General features: G+C 66.3%; 11 protein-coding genes. 5 read left to right on the forward strand and 6 right to left on the reverse strand.

Features of this window, described 5'->3' with window-relative positions:
- Positions 1-12: 12 nt before the first annotated feature.
- From sufU to TVB01_RS13090, 6 genes are all read right to left on the reverse strand, one after another.
- A complete protein-coding gene (gene sufU / locus TVB01_RS13065) occupies positions 13-480 on the reverse strand; it encodes a Fe-S cluster assembly sulfur transfer protein SufU (RefSeq protein ID WP_422456337.1) in 468 nt (155 codons plus the stop codon).
- Positions 477-1,826 (reverse strand): aminotransferase class V-fold PLP-dependent enzyme, encoded by a 1,350-nt coding sequence (locus tag TVB01_RS13070; protein ID WP_422456338.1) that lies wholly within the window; start codon positions 1,824-1,826, stop codon positions 477-479. The genes sufU and TVB01_RS13070 overlap by 4 nt, the downstream gene beginning before the upstream one ends.
- A 152-nt stretch (positions 1,827-1,978) precedes the next feature.
- Positions 1,979-3,562 (reverse strand): sugar transferase, encoded by a 1,584-nt coding sequence (locus tag TVB01_RS13075; RefSeq protein ID WP_422456339.1) that lies wholly within the window; start codon positions 3,560-3,562, stop codon positions 1,979-1,981.
- 436 nt (positions 3,563-3,998) lie between these two features.
- Positions 3,999-6,725, reverse strand: a complete 2,727-nt coding sequence (locus TVB01_RS13080) for a LuxR C-terminal-related transcriptional regulator (RefSeq protein WP_422456340.1) — start codon at positions 6,723-6,725, stop codon at positions 3,999-4,001.
- Entirely contained in the window at positions 6,725-9,517 is a 2,793-nt protein-coding gene (locus TVB01_RS13085) for a helix-turn-helix transcriptional regulator (RefSeq protein ID WP_422456341.1), read from the reverse strand. Before TVB01_RS13085 ends, TVB01_RS13080 begins: the two co-directional genes overlap by 1 nt.
- Before the next feature lie 175 nt (positions 9,518-9,692).
- Positions 9,693-12,386 carry an AAA family ATPase gene (locus TVB01_RS13090; protein ID WP_422456342.1) on the reverse strand — a complete coding sequence of 898 codons (2,694 nt, stop codon included), beginning with the start codon at positions 12,384-12,386 and terminating at the stop codon, positions 9,693-9,695.
- Positions 12,387-12,623: 237 nt separating this feature from the next.
- Between TVB01_RS13090 and TVB01_RS13095 the strand changes: the two genes are divergently transcribed.
- The 5 genes from TVB01_RS13095 (at position 12,624) to TVB01_RS13115 (ending at position 19,217) form a co-directional block, all read left to right on the forward strand.
- Complete coding sequence (locus TVB01_RS13095) at positions 12,624-13,247, forward strand: acyltransferase (RefSeq protein WP_422456343.1); 624 nt, start codon at positions 12,624-12,626, stop codon at positions 13,245-13,247.
- 184 nt (positions 13,248-13,431) lie between these two features.
- Positions 13,432-16,146, forward strand: coding sequence for a WecB/TagA/CpsF family glycosyltransferase (locus TVB01_RS13100; RefSeq protein ID WP_422456344.1), 2,715 nt, complete (start codon positions 13,432-13,434; stop codon positions 16,144-16,146).
- A 1-nt stretch (position 16,147) separates the two neighbouring features.
- Positions 16,148-16,864 (forward strand): hypothetical protein, encoded by a 717-nt coding sequence (locus TVB01_RS13105; protein ID WP_422456345.1) that lies wholly within the window; start codon positions 16,148-16,150, stop codon positions 16,862-16,864.
- Between the two features lie 2 nt (positions 16,865-16,866).
- The gene (locus TVB01_RS13110) at positions 16,867-18,183 is read left to right on the forward strand and encodes an MFS transporter (RefSeq protein ID WP_422456346.1); all 1,317 of its coding nucleotides are present in this window, start codon (positions 16,867-16,869) and stop codon (positions 18,181-18,183) included.
- Positions 18,180-19,217 carry a hypothetical protein gene (locus TVB01_RS13115; protein WP_422456347.1) on the forward strand — a complete coding sequence of 346 codons (1,038 nt, stop codon included), beginning with the start codon at positions 18,180-18,182 and terminating at the stop codon, positions 19,215-19,217. Before TVB01_RS13110 ends, TVB01_RS13115 begins: the two co-directional genes overlap by 4 nt.
- Positions 19,218-19,250 lie beyond the last annotated feature (33 nt).

Genomic DNA, 19,250 nt, shown 5'->3' on the forward strand with positions numbered 1-19,250 from the left:
GTGCCCTGGGGATCAGGCGCCGGCAGCACTCCGGACAGCTTCTTCCAACGCCACCCATGCGAGCATCGCGCACTTGACCCGCGCGGGATAACGGGCAACACCGGAGAAGGCAGCGGCATCACCGAGCACCTCTTCGTCCGCCTCGACGGTGCCGCGGGAACGCATGACCTCCCGGAAGTTATCCACGAGTCCCAGTGCTTCGTCCCTGGGCATCCCGGCCATCATGTCCGCGAGCACCGAGGCCGACGCCATGGAGATGGAACAGCCCTGCCCTTCCCAGCTGATCCCGTCAATCGTCCCTGCACCGGCCTCAGGACCCAGGGTTGCCCGCAGCGTAATCTCGTCTCCGCAGGTCGGGTTCAGCTGGTGGGACTCCCCTACCAGCACGTCTCCACCCGCCTCAGTGAGCCCTTCGCCGTGCCGCAACTTGGCATGCTCGAGAATGATCTGCTGGTACAGCTGCTGCAGTTCCGAACTCATGGCTGCTTGACTCCAAAGAACGGACGCACGCCGGCCACCGCGTCCAGGAACGCATCGACGTCGTCAGTGGTGTTGTACAGGTAGGTGCTGGCCCGGGTGGTGGACACCAGGCCCAGTCGGCGGTGCAGCGGCTGCGCGCAATGGTGGCCCACCCGCACCGCGATTCCCTTGTCGTCCAGGAACTGGCCGACGTCGTGCGAATGCACACCCTCGACGTCGAACGCTGCCAGGCCAATGCGCTCAACACCCGACGGCGGCCCCACCACGCGGATGCCCTCAATGGCTTCCAGCCCGGAGACCAGGCGCCGGCCCAGCTCCATTTCCCACGCATGGATCCGGTCCATACCGGTTTCCTGCAGGTAGTTCGCTGCGGCACCCAGCGCCATGGCCTGGGAAATGCGCTGCGTGCCGGCTTCAAAGCGCTGCGGCGCCGGGAGGTATTCGGCCTTTTCCATCGTGACCGTGGTGATCATGGATCCGCCCGTGAGGAACGGCGGCATGGCGTTCAGCAGCTCGGACTTTCCATACAGCACGCCGATTCCGGTGGGGCCAAGCATCTTGTGCCCGGAGAACGCGGCAAAGTCCACGTCCAGCGCCTTCACGTCCACTTGCAGGTGCGGCACGGACTGGCAGGCATCGAGTACCACAAGGGCGCCGTGCCGGCGGGCCATGGCCACCAGCTCCTGCACCGGATTGATGGTGCCCAGCACGTTGGAGGCATGGGTGAACGCCAGGATCCGGGTGCGCGGGCCGATGACCTGCTCCGCCTCCTCAAGGCGCAGCGCACCGGCGTCGTCCACCGGAATCCAGCGGAGTGCTGCACCGGTGCGGGCCGCAAGCTCCTGCCAGGGAATCAGATTGGCATGGTGCTCCATCTCCGTCACCACGATTTCATCACCCGGCCCGAGCGCGAAGCGTCGCGCCGCTTCGCCGCCCCGGCCCGCGGATGCATTGGAGAACGCATAGGACACCAGGTTCAGCGCCTCTGTGGCATTGGAGGTCCACACAATCTCCTCCGGCTCTGCATGCACCAGATCGGCGATGGTGCGACGCGCGTCCTCGAAGACGTCCGTCGCTGCGACGGCGAGGGTGTGCGCGCCGCGGTGCACGGCGGAATTGCGCTGTTCGTAGAACTCCTGCTCCGCCTCAATGACGCTCAGGGGGTTCTGCGATGTGGCTCCGGAATCCAGGTACACCAAAGGGTGACCGTTGACCTGCTGGTCCAGGATGGGAAAGTCGTTGCGGATCCGGAGAACCTCGGCGTTGTTAAGCGCCAGGCCGTCCAAGGCAGCGTTCTCGGCCGGCCCGGCACTCTGCAGGGTAGCGGGTGTGGAAACCACGGGCACTTTCAGTACTCCTCAGCTGACGGGCATGCATTAGGAAAGATAAGTCTTCCGTAATCATCCCACGGGGAGGAAGCGAGGGCACATCAGTCTGGCCTAAGTTCCGCCGGAAAAGTCCCTCTTGGCCCAACACACCGGCGAGCGGCGGCTGGTGGTTAGTACGCCCCTTCAGGCTGAACCATGACCTTGACCGTGCGCCACATAATCATCAGGTCCCCGGTGACCGACCAGTTCTCCACATAGAACAGGTCCAGACGAATCGACTCGTCCCAGGGAAGGTTGGAACGGCCGTTCACCTGCCACAGGCCGGTAAGTCCGGGCTTGATGAGCAGGCGCCGGTGGGTTGATCCTTCGTAGCCCTTGACTTCGGAGGGAAGCGGAGGCCTGGGACCAACCAGCGACATATCTCCGCGGAGCACGTTCCAGAGCTGGGGAAGCTCGTCCAGGGAGAACTTCCGCATCCAGCGTCCGCTGCGCGTCACCCTGGGATCGTGCTTCAATTTGAACAGCACCCCGGCGCCTTGGTTCCGTGCGCGCAGCGTGGTCAAACGCTGTTCGGCGTCAACAACCATGGAACGGTACTTGAGCATCTGGAAAGTCCTGCCCCGCAGGCCTACCCGCTGCTGCCGGAAGATGACCGGCCCCTCGCTGTCCAAACGGACAATGAGGCAGAGGACAGTGAGCACAGGAAAAAGCACAATGAGGGCGAGCGAAGCCAGCACAATGTCCAGGAAACGTTTAAGGACGTGCTTGCCTCCGCTGTACTGCGGCAGTTCCACGTGCATCAGCGGAAGTCCCTCCACAGGGCGCCAGTGAATGCGCGGGCCAGCAACATTGGTCAGGCTTGACGCCAGGATCAGTTCGGTGGAACTGCTTTCCAGTTTCCAGCCGAGTTCCCTGATGTACCGGTTGCCTCCGGGCACCGGGCCCGCCACAATAACGGCGTTCGCTCCCACTTCCCTGACCAGGTCCGGGATTCGCTCCGGATCGGTTTCAACTGTCCAGTCAGGATCAAGCACCTCCTCGAGATCTGGTGCCGGACCCTCGGGCACCACAATGCCTGAGACCTGGTAGGTGGCCGAAGCGTGGGCAGAAACCTGCTTGACCACGTATGCCACATCTTCGCTGCCGCCGAACACCACGACCCGGGAAAGGTAGTGTCCCAGCCTGCGCTGCGACGTCAGCCATTTGCGCCAGGTCCAGCGGGCTGCCAGCAGCCCGGCCAGCCCGAGCGGCAGCGAAACAGCCAATGCCGTGCTGGGCATGTTGCGCTGCAGGAGGACCATCGCCAGGACGACAGCTCCGAACATGCGCAGGGTAGCGTTCGCGACGCGCTTGTATTCATCCGCACCGGTACCCAGCAGCCGCTCCTCCCTGGTGCGGTAAACGGCCAGACCGATGTTCCAGACCAGGAGCAGAACGGTGAGGAATCCTACATGCTGCAGGGACTGCACGGTGAAGCCCCTGCTGGTCACAGTGACGACAGCGGCCCACCCGGCCACCAGGGCAAGGACGGTCACGCCGAAATCGGTGATGATCAGGCCTGCGCGGTATTTTCTTCGCCAGGGTTCGCCGGCCGGTCTTGGCTTCGGCTGCTCCCGGTTTACGGCTGACCAGTGTTCACTAATGACTTCGGGCTGGGGCCAGCGCGGCCGCTGCCGGGCGGAACGCCCGGCATGCTCCTCGTGAACCGACGGCCTGCGGACCCGGGCCTTTTTTGTACCTGCAGGTGAATCCATCTCAGATTCCCCTGTCCGGTCTCCGGGAGGAAGGAGCCGGCGACGGCTGGGGGGAAGTCTGGGTCTCAGCAGACTTCGACGTCGCCGGCTCCGCTTGTGGAGGTTCCTGTCCTTGAGTAACGCTGACGGAACCAGTATTTTGACCACCGGTACTGGGGGTCACGCTGGAGCGATGCATGTGAGACCTTCTTTGCACTTCTGAACTGACTTTGTTTAGTCAATGTCAAAGTCCTAGTCGCCGCATCAGTATTCGCCACCCCTAAAAAGGACGCTGTTCACGTACCCGTTGGCAGGGTGTACTCGGGGCCCGTGGAAGCGCTACTTGCCTCGAATGCGGTCAGCAGTGTGCCGCAGTGCGGACTACGCACTGCGGCACACTGTCCGGGTCCTTAGGCTTCTGGATTCAGGATGTTGACCGGCCGGTCACGGGCACGGACTATTGCCCCGCCGAGACGCGCGGCTCAGCTTCCAGCGCGCGGTAAACGGCCTCCAGCTCCGTGCGCCGGCCGATTCCCAGCTTGACGTAAATCCGGTACACATGGCCCTCAACCGTTCGCTGCGAGAGGGTGAAACGAGTCGCGATGTCCTTGGTGCTGGCGTCCTCGAGCAGCAGCGCCACGATCTCATGCTCGCGTTTGGTCAGCCGCACCTGGTGGACGTTGGGGCTCAGATAGGACACCGTCACGCCCGCAAGTTCGTCCCTCCGGCGGCGCAGCTGCTGGATCAGGGCGCGTTGCCGCCTCAGATTGTTATGGGCACCGTAGTAGCGAATGGCGTGCCCGATGCACTCAACTGCCACCAGGAACTTGCGGCACCGAACCGCCTCATCCGCTGCCGAGACCATCTGCTCGGGATTATCCGCAGCCACGGCGGCGGCGTACGCGTGAAGTGCCGCAGCTTCCGCTCCTTCAAAGGAATCAGTGAGATCCACAAGCCGCCTCGCCTGCTTGAGGTCACCGATGGCAACGGCAAGTTCGAGGATATCCTTCTCGGCTGCCAGCTGCCCCAGCCGGCGGGCTTCAGCCGCCAGTTCACGCACCCGGGCCGGTGGGTCCGCCGCGTCCTGCTGTGACTGCGCAGCAGCCGCGAAAGCGCCGGCGGTCAACTCCAGCGCCCGAGGACCCTTGTAGCCCAGTCCGCGCAGTTCAGCGGCAAACCGCGTGGCGGGGCTGGTGTCATCAACGACGACGGCCACGTACGCCGCCAGGGCCAAGGCATACGGCAGGAGCCGCTCCGGGTCCCGGCCCCGCAGCACCTCGATGGCCGGTCTCATGCGGCGGAGCCCTTCACGGTAGCGGCCCTGGCGAATCTCCAAAGCTCCCTCCAAAACCCCCAAGGTTCCTCCGATTGCCAGAAGAACATGGGGGGCGGAATGAAGCTCATCCGAAAGCATCCGGTCCAGATTCTCGAACCGTCCTCCATGGAGCAGCGCCAGACTGTGCCTGACCAGGACGTTCGCACGCGTGGTACTGGACGTCAAGGCGCTTTGAGAGAGGCACTCCCGCGCCTGGCGGGCTGCCTGCACTGCCTGCCCGATTGACCCGGCTGCGGTCAGCACTTCGCATGCGAGCGCGAAGCCGAGTGCCTTGATTTGGCAGACAGCAGGCGACAATTCGTCCTGCCCTTCACCGCCCAGAGCAGTGAGCAACGCCATGGTCGTCGACGCCGATTCACCGGATACCAGGAGATTTCCTTCTGCCGTCCTCGCCCACAAAGCCAGCACACTGAGACCAGCGGCCATCCAGGCATCGCGCCCCTCCCCCCGGTCCTGCCCGGCGAGTTGCCCGTCCCGTACCGACCAGTCCTTCGCCAGGGACCCGAGCCGGTCTGCCGCGTCGTCGGAGCAAGCAGCGAGTTGGGCGCTGACCAGCACGGCGTAATCAAGGGTTTCCGTGTCGGGAGCCGTGAGAACGGCGTCCTCGAGGCCTGCCCGGGCTTCCGAAATACGGCCCAGCGCGAGCTGCGCAGCGGCAGCCTCGATCCGGCCTGCAACTGCCAGAGGCCCTGGGGTGATGGCGAGGGCAAGGCGCAGGGCCGTTTCCGCGTCGCCGTCAGCGCTGGCCGCCCGAGCGCCCAGCAACAGTTCACTGTCCGGTGAGGCGGCCCCGCAATCAAGCGCCCAGGAAACAAACCTCGGAGTCTGCGGAATCCGCTCGCTGGTGTCTGCCTCCAGCAGCTTCCGTCGTATTTCCATGCTCCTCATGGGCGGCACCAGGCTGCGAATAGCCTCTGCGTGCAGGGGCTGAACCATCCGCAGCTGCTCAGGGACGTTGGCAGCCGGTTCCATATACCCTTCCTCCACCAGGGTGTGGACCGCCTCCTGCCCACCAAGCATCACCAAGGGTCCGCGCGGCAGAACACCCGCGAGCGCCACCGCTTCCAGGACCAGCCTCTCCGCGGCCGGCCGGCTGGCCAGCAGCCGCTTGGCCAGATCCTGTACTGACGGTTCCAAGCCAGTGGGAAGCGCACGCAGGTACCAGGCACCGTTGCGCTGCAGCAGTTCACCTCGGCGTTTGGCACCGGAAAGCAAAGCCTTGATGTACATCGGGTTGCCACCCGATACCCGGGCGAGGACTGCACTGGATGCACGCAGCAGGGGTCCGCCGAGCTCGTTGATGCACTGCTGGTGTACGGCTTCCACGGAAAGCGGCTGCAGGTCCACGCGGGACATCAGCCCGTCCCTGGCCAGTGAGAGCAGCTCCTGGATGTGGACACTGCGGTTCCGCGAAAGGACAAGAAGCCTCAGCTCTCCCGACATGGCGAGCTGGACCAGCACGTGGCTGGAAGCCTCATCAAGATGGTGGGCATCATCGACGACCAGCAGTGCCTGCGGATGCCCGGCTTCTGCCCGGGTCTGGAAATAGCGGCGGATATTGCGGAGCACCATCAGCGGTGATGCGAGGTCCTCTTCCAAAGCCCTTTCCATAAAGGGAGTCAGCGCACTGTAAGGGATCCGGGACAGCACCGGGCTGCCGTGGATCCGGTAGGGGGCAACGACGCCCTCAAGCCGGCGGAGGACCTCATCTGCCAGCGCACTCTTGCCCATGCCTTCCGGGCCCAGGACCAGGGATCCCCGCAAGACCGGATCCAGCAGGTTGTTCACGATTGAATCCGCTTCAGCACCCCTCAGGAAGGGATGCGAATGGTGTGTCACCGCTGCCATCAGAGTTCTCCCTGTGCCGAGGCTGCTTTGCTGCTGGCGATAAGCCGGGCCAGTTCCCGCCGGCTTCCGACATGCAGTTTGGAGTAGATCTGGTAGAGATGTCCTTCAACGGTCCGGACAGAAATCGAAAGCTCGGAGGCAATCATCTTGTTGGTTGTCCCGGCGGCTGCATGGCGCGCGATAACCCGCTCGCGCGTGGTGAGTCCGCGCAGGCAGTCCTCCACCTCGCCGTCGCCTTCCCCCTCACCTGACTGAAGCCTCCGGCTGCGGTGGATGAAACGGACAGTGGCGCGGTCCCCGGCACCGGAAGCGACCTCCAGCGCCCGCTCCCCTGTTTCGTGTGCCAGCAGTTCGTGTCCCAGCGCAGCTGCGGCGTCCGCCGCAAGCAGGAGCAGCTGGGCATCGTATCCACCGGAGCCCTTGGCGTAGTCTTCGGCAAACGCGGCGAACCGTCCCTGCAGTCCGGAAGCGACGTCAAGCAGTTGCTGCGCCTTATCGGTGCTGCCCAGGCGCACTGCGCTGACGAGCCCCAGCAGGGCAAAAGTACCGGCGCCCCGGGCCTCGTCAGCATCAGCCAGCGCGGCCATTTGCTCCGCAGCATCCGCAGACCCCAGCAGCCCTCTGGCCAGCACCGTGAAATGAGTCCCTGTTCGGTGCAGGTCCGCGTGTTTCGGTGCTGATCCAAGGTCCGCTGTCCGCAGGTGTTCCTCTGCCCGGTCCCGCTGCCCCTGGAGAGCTGCGGCGTAAGCAGCGGCAGCGCTGACCGCGGGCAGCAGGCCCCCCGGATCGGAGGCTTCAAGCTGGCGGACGGCAGGAAGCAGTTTGGCCGTAGCCGCGGCCCCCCGGCCTGCGAAGGCATGGAGCATGCCATCCGAGACCTCACGAAGGGTGCCGCCGTAGGATGCACCGTTGTCCTCATCTGCGGCCAGGTACTCGGCGGCGACCGATACAGCCCCCGTAACGAGCAGCATGTGAATAATGCGTGACTGGGCTTCCGCGGCCTCTTCCTGTGTGAGGTCCGGCCGGGAGCCGTCGACGAGCATGTGCCAAAGAGTGGCAGCGAGCTCCTGTGCGTCAGCTTGCCTGTCAGTCATACCCCACGCGGTGCACAGCCAAGAACCCACGAGAATCCGGAATCCGCGGCCGTTTTCGTCGCCCCGGGCATAGACCCCGCTGAGCAGGGACACGCTCTCGCGGTACTGGCCGTGCTGGGAAAGGCACCGGGCCCGGGCCAAAATGAGATCCCGCTCCAGCCGCGCCGCTTCACCGCGCTCCATCTCGTGGAGCTTCAGGGATGCCAGCATGGTCTCTGCCTCGTCGAGCAGGCCTGCGTGTCCGTCAGTGTGAATCTGTTCGCGCAGCAGCCGCAGCCGTTCACCGGTTTCTCCACTGCGTGCGCTTTCTGTCTGGCACAGGGCGCTGCTTTCGATAAGCAGCAGGCGGACATCTGCCAGGGAGGTGCCGGCACCCAAGCCGCAGGCCCGGTGACGGGCGACGGCGTCCGCAGCTGCGCGGGCGTCGCCCCTGCGGAGACGGGAGAGGGCAAGTTCCAGGACAGCCGCGGGAGAGGAGATATGGTTTGGATCCGCAGCGATGAACCGTTCTGCCGCCGCAGGATTTCCGGACCCGTTCGCGGCCTGCGCCGCTGAGAGGGCCAGCGGGGCGGAAACCTTGGCGCCCGCCGAAATGAACCATTCGGCCGTGAGATGCGGCCAGGCGACGTCCTGGTCGGGCGGGAAGCGGTCCAGCAGATCCTTCCTGCGTGCGGTATCGAGCTGGGAGCGGAGGATTGCCCCGAACGCAGGGTCGGCGAGGGACAGGACCGGTACCCCGGAGTGGGTGAGCTGCAGCAGCCCTGCTTCCTGAAGGGTATCCACCTCCGTGCTGTCCAGGCGTTCGAGTACCTGAAGGAGGGGAAGGGCACCGCAGAGGGCAAGGACGTCAAGGAGTTCCCTCTGCCCCTGCGTGACACCCGAAAGCCTGGGACCCATGGCCGCGTAGAGCCGGGGAAAGACGCACTCCGTGTCGGGGGCAAGTACCCAGACACCTCCGGAAAGTGCCAAACGCCCACAGTCCCGGTAGTCTGCGGCCGCGGCCAGCAGCAGGCTTGGATTTCCGCCGCTCACCCGGGTCAGGTCCTCGGCGGCCGCCCGGCTCACCGGCCCGCGGAGCTCCGCCTCCAGCAGGTGGGCGCATTCGGAGGGAAGCATTGGTTCAAGGTCCAGGCGGGTCAGCAGGCCTTCCCTCCACAGCCCCATGAACTCCGCGGGAGCGGCACTGAAATCCCGGAAGGCAGCGAACATATGGGCCGAACGGTTCACCACCATCTGGCTGAGGACCATGGCCGAGAACTCGTCAAGTTCCTCGGCATTGTCCACGGCCAGGATGACGGTCTGGCCGGCAGCACGTGCACGTATCAGCTCAGTCAGCCCGCGCAGGATCAGCACGGGGTGGGAGGACACCTCCGGCTCCAAATCCGACAGGAGGAACGTCAGGGCTCCGAAAGGCGTCCGTCTCGCAAAGGCGGAACCCCGGATATGGATGGTGTATGAACCCTTGCCATATACCTGCAGCACGTGCCGCATAAGCGCGCTCTTCCCGCTGCCTGCCTCGCCGATGAGAAGGCAGCCGCTGGCAGCGGACTCGGGGTGCAGGCGCTCTGCCATGGCCTTAACCAGTCCGGAACGTCCCAGGAACAACGCGTCCGGAGCCGCGTGGCGGGCAGTTGGGTTACCAATAGTCGGGGGGTGCGCCTTGAGTGCATTGGCGCCGGTCGAATGATGATTCTCCACTGAGACCTCTTCCTACAGCAAGCATTCTTGCCCGCGTTGGCAGACGCTCAACACACTAGGGAGGGCACAGGAGCGCGGCATGAGTAGCAATTACCAATGATCCGGGGTCCATACTCGAATAACACCGGTGAAATTCCATGCCGCTACTCGGTCTTCTCCCCCAGCGGCGCTCCGACTACTTGTGTAAGGTGTCCTGGTTCTTGGCCTGGCCGCTGTCGGCATCGCCGAGGAGCTGTCTCAATTCGGCCCGGCCCGAGACGTGCAGTTTCTGGAAAATACGGCCCAGATGCCAGTCCACCGTGCGTGGCGACAGATGGAGGGCACTCCCCAGGCCGGAGCTGCTTTCCCCGTGCGCGGCCCGAACCGCGAGGTCCCTTTCAAACTCGGACAGTTCGTCCAGGCGCCGGCTGATGCTGTTGGCATCTGAAAGCAGGCGGAAGGATTCGTTGGCCGCCATGCGCGCCCGCCGCGTCAGGTGCCGGTTGTTGTGCGTTTCGGCGGCCTCCCGCGCCCTGAGCGCGGTCTTGTACCCCAGATCAATCAACCCCCTGCCCAGCAGGGCTTCGGCTGCGTCGAGCTGGACCTCGGGCGACTCCTGCAGGAGACCGGACCCCAGCGCCCGCCACATTTGAGCGGCCGGACCTTCGGCTTTCGCGGCCGCCGCTTCCAGGGCCATCGCAGCCTGGATGTCCCCGGCCAGGGCGGCTGCCGCCAGGCACATCACGGCCTCGGGGTAGTTGCCCTGCTCCGCGGCCAGCGTTCCCTGGGCTGTCAGGGCAGCGGCGGCATCTGCATCCGCCCTGCGTGCCAGGACCGCTGCTGCCTGGAAGAACCGGGTAACCGCCGCTATCTGTGCCGGCGGGCGCATCCCGAAGTCGGGACTTGCAGCCAGGTAATCCGCCATGGCGTCCCATTCCTGGCGAGCCGCGTAGCAGTACGCCACCGCGGCGTACGCCATTGGCAGCTGCCCCTGCGGGTCGCTGACCTGCAACTGACGCAGGGCCGGCAGAAGGAATTCCAAGGCGGTGTCGACCCGCCCGCCCAAGGCATTGATCACTCCGTAAGGCACGTCGGACCACCCGCCGGGAAAGGAATCCAGGCACCGGTGCGACGCTTTCGAAAGCACCTCAAGCCCCTGGGACAGTTCGCTGCACATCACATACGTGGAGGTGATTCCGCCAAGAACCTCGGCTTCAACGGAAGGTGGAAGCTCTCCCGCATTATCCAGGCTGTGCCACAACGCTGTTGCCTCTTCGCTCGCTTCTCCGCTGAAGCCGCCCAGCGCAAGCAACTGGCACCGGCTCGCCCTTGCCCTCAAACGCACGGATTCGGAGGCGCTGCGGTCCCTGCACAGCGCGGCAAGGTCCCCGGGAACCGCGGTGAGATCCGTGTCCAGGACGGCCAGCGCAGCCCGGGCCGCCACAACCTCGTTCCGGAATGACGTCCGCTCCGGCGCGGAGACCCTTTCAGCGGCTGCCTCGGCGTGCTCCAGCGCTTCCCCCGCTTGCAGACGCGGCTCGGGCAGCGAGCGCGCCAGCGTAGCCAGCTCCAGGCAGGCGGGTACCTGGGTTGCGGCGTTTCCGGCCGCAACGACCGCGTGCAGTTCCCGTTCCGCTGCCCGGTGCCGCTGCGCCGCCCGCAGTGCCCTGGAACGTTCCAGCCTCAGCAGCGGGTCCGTTGCCAGGGTGGGAACTGCGGCAGCAATTTTGAGCACGGCCTCCGCGTCCCCCGCGTCATTGGCTGCAGCGCAGGCACGCCGGGCGATGTCAGCGTCGATGCCTTCGCCCGATTCCGAAAACCATTCCGCGTAAGCCCTCACGGCGGTGTCGGTAAAGTCCCGCAGATCCGGGTTCGTCTCCAGGATCTCCTGCCAGAGGTCGAACGACCGGCCGACCGGTATCAGCCCCGCCACCATCCGCGCATAGAGCGGATCGCCCAGGTACACAGCGCTTTCACCGTTTTCGACCTTCAGTGTCCCGCGTTCTTCAAGGGCATCCACCGGCTCAGCGTCCACGACGTTGAGCAGGGTTGCCATGGGAAGGCCCGGACACAAGGAGACCAGTTCCACCACCTTGCGCTGCGGGAGCGGTATATCGCGGTACCAGGACTCCATCCAGTCGGACATTTCTCCCGAGAACGTCACCGGACCCGTAAGTGTCCAGGTGCCCCCTCGTTCCTGAATGCGGCCGGCTGCGATCTGGTCCCGGCAGAGCAGGGAGGTAAACAGCGGATTGCCCTTTGCATGCGCCCAGACCGCTTGCGCTGCAACCCCTGAAGGGCGCCCCTGGATGATTCTTTCCATGAGGGCCTGAGCATCGGAGATGTTCAACGGACCAAGATCTATCCTGCGGACCTTTCCGTCAGACCACAGCCGGACCAGTTCTTCCCCGCACAGCAGCAGGTCCGGCGTGGTCGCCAGCAGGGCAGCATCCGACTGGCGCAGCAGCTGCACTGTGACGGTTTGGCTGAGGGAGTCCAATTCGTGGGCGTTGTCCACCACCAAGAGCACCCGCCGGCCCCGGGAACGTTCATCCAGGTGCAGCTTCAGTGCCCTGAGCACCTGGACAGGGTTGCTCAGCGCTGTCTCCGGCAGCTCACTGAGCAGCCAGCTCAGCGCCCCGTAGTCCGTGCGGGCAGCGACTTTGCTGCCGCGGATGTGCACAACGTGGAATTGATGACCCGCCTCACCCGCTGCAAAGTTGGCCAGCGCTGTCTTGCCGATGCCTTCGGGTCCGACGATGACGGCTCCCCCGTTGCCCTCCAGCGATGTCCTGGCAGCGCGCAGCGCCTCCGTACGTCCGATGAGAGGTGTCTGCGTGCTGCCTGAGGCACGGCCTGGATTGAGCTGTGCGGGTGGTGCAACGCGCATGGATTTCCGCCTCTGGCCAACATGATCATGGGTGGTCGAGCACAGATCGTAGGTGGGTGCGGCGGACGCGCCTACAAGTAATTACTACTGCCTTTGCACCACTTGGACCGGGGAGCCAGGCATGCCTGGACAGGCCGCTACTTGGGACAGCCCCGCTGATACCTACACCGCTGCTTCGGCTGTAGGGTATGGCCAGCACAGCGGACACAGGCTGCGCGGGGGACGAGAGGACGCAGCATGCTCAGCAGCAGGAACAACGGCATCAACGCAACGGCAGACGTCGCAGAGAACGCATCAATTGGCCAAGGAACCCTTATCTGGCATTTGGCCCAGGTACGCGAAGACACTGAGATCGGAGCGAACTGCATTATTGGCCGCGGCGCCTACATCGGTCCGGGGGTGCGCATGGGAGAAAACTGCAAGATCCAGAATCATGCCCTGGTCTACGAACCGGCGGTGCTGGGCAACGGCGTTTTTGTCGGACCGGCTGTGGTCTTTACGAATGACACCTACCCCCGGGCAGTGAATCCGGACGGATCGCTCAAGAGCTCCGAGGACTGGCACCCGGTGGGCGTGGAAGTGTGCGACGGCGCCGCGATAGGCGCCCGGGCGGTGTGCATTGCCCCGGTCCGGATCGGCGCCTGGGCCACCGTGGCAGCAGGTGCCGTGGTGACCCGCGATGTTCCCGCCTACGCTGTCGTCGCCGGAGTACCCGCCCGGCAATTGGGGTGGGTCGGGCGCGCCGGCCATCCCCTGGTCCCTGGTCCCGCTGACGGTGAATTCAGCTGTCCGGTCACGGGAGAACTGTTCCGGCTGGAGGAGGACAGGCTCTCACCGGTACCTTCCCGTTCCGCAGGTTAGCGTTCCGCCGGATCCCGCCCACGCTACTTAGCCGGGGCGGGATGTTCGCGTACCTCTTCGTGCCCGCCGGTGTTCCACCCGTTTTAGTCGTCCGTGCAGACCAGTAACTGCTACCCAGCCCGCTGTTTCATCCCCCTCCTATTGTTTTGGCTCGAAGCAACGAGCCGTAGGAGTGGACTTGGCAATGCAAGGCAGACAAACGGGCACCCCTGTCCGGGGCAGGCACGTCTCCGGAAAACACTCCGGAAGGAATCCCGGAAAGGACCGCACCCGTGTGGTCCTCGGCGGCGTCTGCGTGGACCTGCTGACGGCAGGCGATGCCCTCGCCAGGATTGTGGAACGGGCTGGCGGCGGCGGGAACGTGCCGTTGGCCGTCGCATCCATCAACCTGGATCACGTGCACTACTTCGGAACGGCCGGACGCTGGAACGGCGCACTGGACCTGCCGGGAGACGGCGGCGGACCCGAGTGGCTGAACGTCATTGACGGTGCACCCGTCGCCGCGCGGGCGAGCGCCCTGTCCGGCCGCCGGTGGCCACGGCTGGCCGGCAGTGACCTCATCGAACCGCTGCTGGACCACTGTGGGAAGCGCGGCCTCCGCGTAGGCTTCCTGGGCGGCACATCCGAAACCCACCAGCGGCTGCAGCAGGTACTTGCCCAGCAGCGTCCGGACCTCATCCTGGCCGGATGCTGGGCACCGCAGCGCGGCCTGCTCACCGACCCTGAAGCCAACCGCGAGCTCACGGCGGAAATCGCCGGCGCCCGGGTGGACATCCTGGTGGTGGGCCTCGGCAAACCGCGGCAGGAACTGTGGATCGCGGAGCATGGCGCTGCCACCGGAGCCGATGTGCTGCTGGCATTCGGCGCCGTGGTCGACTTCCTGGCCGGCCGGATCCAGCGCGCCCCCGAGTGGGTGGGCAGCAACGGCCTGGAATGGGCCTGGCGCCTGGCCCTGGAGCCCCGCCGAATGGCCAAACGCTATCTCTTGCAGGGACCGCCTGCTTACCTGCGGCTGCGCCTGCCCGCCCGCGTCCCGGCCACAGCCAAACCCGTGCGCGAGGTTCCGGACAAGGAACCGCTGCGCCCCCTGAGCGCCCTGTCCCTACCGGGCGGCTTCGCACCCCCGGACGGCTACGCCGACGTCGTTGTCCTGACCGTTACCCACAATAACGAGCGGGACCTCGGGGACTTCCTGGGCTCACTGCGCGCGGAAACAGCAGACCTGTCCATCCGCGTGGTCGTGGCAGATAACTCCTCCACCGATGCCACAGTGGCGGTTCTGACGGCACACCCCGACGTCCGGCTCGTGGAGACCGGCGGCAACCTCGGCTACGCAGGGGGCATTAACGCTGCGGCGCAGTACGCGGGCGACGCCGGTGCCGTCTTGGTCCTGAATCCCGATTTGAGGGTCTGCCGCGGCGCCGTCGCGGCGATGCTGCGCCGGCTGCATGGCATCGGCAGCGGAATCGTGGTGCCACTGCTGGCAGATGAAGACGGCAGCACGTATTCCTCCCTCCGCCGGGAACCAACCATCACCCGTGCCTTCGGCGACGCGCTGGCGGGCCGGCGCCTGTCCCGCAGGCCGGCCTGGTTGTCCGAAATCGAGTACGACGCCGAGGCCTACCGTTACGCGCATCCGGTGGACTGGGCAACCGGTGCCGCCGTCTTGGTGGACATGCCGCTGGCGCGCCGGCTTGGGAACTGGAACGAATCCTTCTTCCTCTACTCGGAGGAGACCGATTACTTCCGCAGGGCCCGAGCTGCCGGGGCAGCAGTCTGGTTTGAACCGGCAGCCTCAATGATCCACCGACGGGGAGGCTCCGGGCAGGCCCCGGCGCTCGCTGCCCTGATGGCTGTTAACCGGGTCCGGTATGCGGAACTGCACCGCAGTGCAGGCTATGCGGCCGCCTTCCGAGGCGTGGTGCTGCTCGCCGAAACGCTGCGTCTCGGCGGCGCAGGCCACAGGTTGGCAGTGGCGGCGCTGGTGCGCCCGGGCCGGCGGGCAGCCCTTCCCCAGGCGCAGCGTCCGGCCTCCGTCCAGGACGGTGCGGGCACGCCCTTCCCGCAGGGAACCGTCATCATCCCGTGCCATAACGAGGAAACCGTTCTCGACGGAACGCTGGACGCCCTGGCACCGGTGATCGAGGCCGGGACGGAAGTGATCGTGGTGTGCAACGGCTGTTCGGATGCCTCGGCCGACGTGGCCAAGTCCCGCCCCGGCGTACGGGTCCTGGAGCTGCGTGAAGCGTCCAAGACAGCCGCGCTGAACGCGGGCAACAAGGCCGCAGACAACTGGCCGCGGCTCTACCTGGACGCCGACATCACGGTCCGCCCGGAAACCGTCCGCGCAGTATTCGAAGCTCTCCAGGACGGCCCGCTCGCGGTCCGGCCCGCCGTGGACTATGACCTGGCCGGAGCCAGCTTCCTCGTCCGGAGCTATTACCGGGCCCGGCGCCATCTCCCCGGTGCCCGGCAGGCACTCTGGGGCGCTGGAGCCTACGCGCTCAGCGCCGAGGCCGGGAAACGGCTGGGGGCCCTGCCCGCCGTCGTCGCCGATGACCTCTACGTTGACCGGCTCTTCACCGGGCCGGAGAAAGCAGTCCTGGACTGTCCCCCTGTGCTGGTGCGCCTGCCGCGCGACGTTCCCGGGCTGCTGGCCATCCTGCGGCGGACCTACCGCGGCAACTCCGAGCAGGGCGCGCTGCACAGCACCGCACTGGGCAGCGCCGCGGGCATCCTGGCCGCAGTGCGCGGGCCGCGCAGCGCCTTTGACGCCTCCGTCTACATCGTCTTCACCCTGGCCGGACGGCGTCTGGCGGCCTCCTCCCGGGCGGGTACCGCGTGGGAACGGGACACCAGCTCCCGCACCGGATCCGCGGCTCACGGGAGGGTGTCCTAGGATGCCCGGCAAGCTGCGCGGCACCAGGGGTTTCGTCCTCGCCGGTCTCTTCCTTTCTGCACTGCTGGTGGGCGGCGGGATCTTCCTGTCCAGCCTGGCAGGTCCCAAACCGCAAGACCCGGCCGCCAACTCGCGGGAACCCGTCCCAGAGACTGCCCCCGGCAGGCAGGCTGACGCCGGCCAGGAGCCAGGCAGCAACTCCGGTGAAGAGACCTTGGCTGTCCCCAACACCCAGCCTCCGGCTGCGGTGCCTGACCCGGAACGTCCCCTGGAAGTCCCGCCCGCCTCGGCGGGCGACGGCGCCGGAGAGCTGCCGGCGTCGCGGGACCTGCCCGAAGCGATGACCCTCATCAACCTGCCGCTGCCGCCGGCCGACGCCGCCGAGGGCCGGCTGGTCGGAGGATTCCCTGAGCAGCTGGTTCCGCCGGCTCCCGCCACAGAAGTGGTTTCCTCTTCCGTGGCAGCTTCCGGGAACACCCTTCAAGCCGGGCTCCGGGCCACCGGCGCAGCGGTACCCCGCGACGTACTCGCCTTCTATTCGGAGCACTTCCGCAACCTTGGTTTCCAGCCCGGAGCTGAGGAAACCGTCGGCGGGACCACCAGTGCAGTGTGGTCCTACGGCACCAGTTCGGTAACGCTGAGCATCGGGCCGGAGGCCGGCGGGACGGCAATGGATTATTCGATCTTCGCCGTCCTGCGCGCCGGCATCCAGGACTAGCCATGTACCTCTCCCTCGCGGGCCAGCGCGCCCCCTGGCGGAACCGCCGCGCGGCTTCCGTTCCGTTCCGTCTCTCTCCGGTGATTATCTGGCTGGGCATCGTCAGCCTGCTCACCGATGTTTCCTCCGAAGCGGTGGCCGCTGTGCTGCCCGTCTACCTCACCGGTGCGCTGGGTCTGTCCATCCTGGCCTACGGCTTCCTGGACGGACTCCAGCAAGGCATCAGCGCCGTCGTACGGATTGCCGCGGGCTGGACCTCGGATACCCTGGACCGGCCCAAGTGGGTGGCTGCCGCAGGTTACGGGTTGTCCATGGCCGCCCGCGCCGGGCTGCTGTTCTCCGCCTCCGTGGGGGCCGTGGCGTCGGTGATCACCATGGACCGGATCGGCAAAGGCATCCGGACCGCGCCGCGCGACGCCCTGATCACCACGGCTGCCCAGCCCGAGCATCTGGCCCGCTCTTTCGGTGTGCACCGGATGCTCGACACAGTGGGTGCAACAGCCGGACCGCTGCTTGCCTTCGGCATCCTCCTCGTGATTCCGCAGGGCTACTCCACCGTGTTTGTCGTTTCCCTGGGTGCTGCCATCCTGGGCGTCGCGGTGATGGTGCTCCTGGTTCCCAACCTCCGCACCCGGCAAGCTGCCGGCCGCTCTGAGCCTGCCGTGACAAAGTCCGAACCCGGGGGTCCAGCGCCGGCACGGCCCACCCGCAGCCAGGCTCTGCGGGAGCTGAATACGCCCACCGTCCGGCGTCTGCTCCTGGCAGCCGGGGCGCTGTCCCTGCTCAGTGTCGGTGACGGCTTCCTGTACCTGCTGCTGCTCACCTCGGGCGGCTTCAATCCGGTGTGGTTTCCCCTGCTGTTCGTAGGGACCAACGCTGCCTACCTGCTCATGGCGATCCCGCTGGGCCGCGCGGCTGACCGCTGGGGACGAAAGAAGGTGTTCCTGCTAGGCCATGTGGGCCTGCTCGCTGCCTACGCCTGCGCCGGGTTCGGCGGTCTGGGTGCAACCGTGATGTGCCTCTTCGCCCTGGGCGCCTTCTACGCCGCTACCGACGGCGTACTCGCAGCCCTCATGGGCGGCATAGTGCCCGCCAGGGTGCGGGCGACGGGCATTGCCGCCGCTCAGACGGTGGTAGCGGTGGGCCGCATGCTCGCATCAAGCCTCTTCGGCGTGCTCTGGTACGCGCTGGGCCCTGAGACGGCGCTGTGGACGGCGGCGGCCGCGTTGGCCGTCGTCCTTCCCGGGGCGGCCTGGCTCATCCGTTCAGCTTCCGTCCGGAAGCCGGTACCTGCCGCCGCGGCGGAGGCCACGCAGTGACGGATCTGCAGGAGGAGCACCCGGCGCCTTCCGCTGCGCGCTGGCGTTTTTTGGCGGTCGTGACTGCGGCAGTTGTCGGCGGGAGTGTTTTCTACGGTGTTTCCTCTTTCCAGGACTACCGTGAACGTTCGGCGGCGGCGCCCGGGGTGGCGCTGGAAACATCCGGTCCGCCCCCGGCCGCCGGGTTTGTCATGTTCCGCAACACCGCTTCAGGCGCCGGTTATGGCCACATTGGCACCGTGCCCCTGACGGACCCGGGAGGTCCGCGGCGGCTGGAGGACACCGCCTGCGACCGCATCTATGCTTCGGCGACCGTACGGTCCTGCCTGCAGACAACGCCGGGAGTGATGACCACCTTCTCCGACGTGGTGCTCGACGCCGACGGCACGACGCTTGATTCCTGGCCGCTGCCGGGGATCCCCAGCCGCACCCGGGTGTCCCCCGACGGTTCACTCATCGCCTCCACGGCGTTCGTGACGGGACATTCCTACGCCGGCACCGGGTTCTCCACCGAAACCCGCATCACCGGTTTAGACGGGACGGACCACGGCAACATTGAGGACTTCGCGCTGCTGGTGGACGGGACGCGGGTGACAGCCGCCGACCGCAATATGTGGGGCGTGACCTTTAGTGCCGACGGCGACACCTTCTACGCCACGGCCGCGAGCGGGAACGCCACCTGGCTGGTGCGCGGCAGCCTCGCCGCCCGGACCCTGACCGCACTGCGGGACGGTGTGGAATGTCCCTCCCTGTCACCCGACGGACGGCGGATCGCGTTCAAGAAGGAAGTATCCGGCTCGGCCACCCCGCACTGGCGGGTGGCAGTACTGGAGCTGGACAGCCTGGAGGAAACAGTGCTGGCCGAGACCCGTTCGGTTGATGACCAGATCGAGTGGCTCGACGACGCAACCGTGCTGTACGGCCTGCCCCGGGACGGGGCGCCCGGGGACTCGGACGTCTGGTCCCTCAGCCTGGCCGGCGGGGAACCGGAAGTGTTCCTGGCACACGCCTGGTCCCCCGCCGTCGTCCGCTGAATTGCCCGTCCGCTGAGTTGCCCGCCCGCTGAC

The organism is Arthrobacter sp. 7Tela_A1, assembly GCF_049311065.1.
Classification (GTDB): domain Bacteria; phylum Actinomycetota; class Actinomycetes; order Actinomycetales; family Micrococcaceae; genus Arthrobacter_B.

What these genes read in the sequence shown, in the direction of transcription:
- sufU (WP_422456337.1), bottom strand. Translation starts at nt 480, where the DNA reads ATGAGTTCGGAACTGCAGCAGCTGTACCAGCAGATCATTCTCGAGCAT.
- TVB01_RS13080 (WP_422456340.1), bottom strand. Translation starts at nt 6,725, where the DNA reads ATGGCAGCGGTGACACACCATTCGCATCCCTTCCTGAGGGGTGCTGAA.
- TVB01_RS13110 (WP_422456346.1), top strand. Translation starts at nt 16,867, where the DNA reads ATGTACCTCTCCCTCGCGGGCCAGCGCGCCCCCTGGCGGAACCGCCGC.
- TVB01_RS13105 (WP_422456345.1), top strand. Translation starts at nt 16,148, where the DNA reads ATGCCCGGCAAGCTGCGCGGCACCAGGGGTTTCGTCCTCGCCGGTCTC.
- TVB01_RS13095 (WP_422456343.1), top strand. Translation starts at nt 12,624, where the DNA reads ATGCTCAGCAGCAGGAACAACGGCATCAACGCAACGGCAGACGTCGCA.
- TVB01_RS13090 (WP_422456342.1), bottom strand. Translation starts at nt 12,386, where the DNA reads ATGCGCGTTGCACCACCCGCACAGCTCAATCCAGGCCGTGCCTCAGGC.
- TVB01_RS13100 (WP_422456344.1), top strand. Translation starts at nt 13,432, where the DNA reads ATGCAAGGCAGACAAACGGGCACCCCTGTCCGGGGCAGGCACGTCTCC.
- TVB01_RS13075 (WP_422456339.1), bottom strand. Translation starts at nt 3,562, where the DNA reads ATGGATTCACCTGCAGGTACAAAAAAGGCCCGGGTCCGCAGGCCGTCG.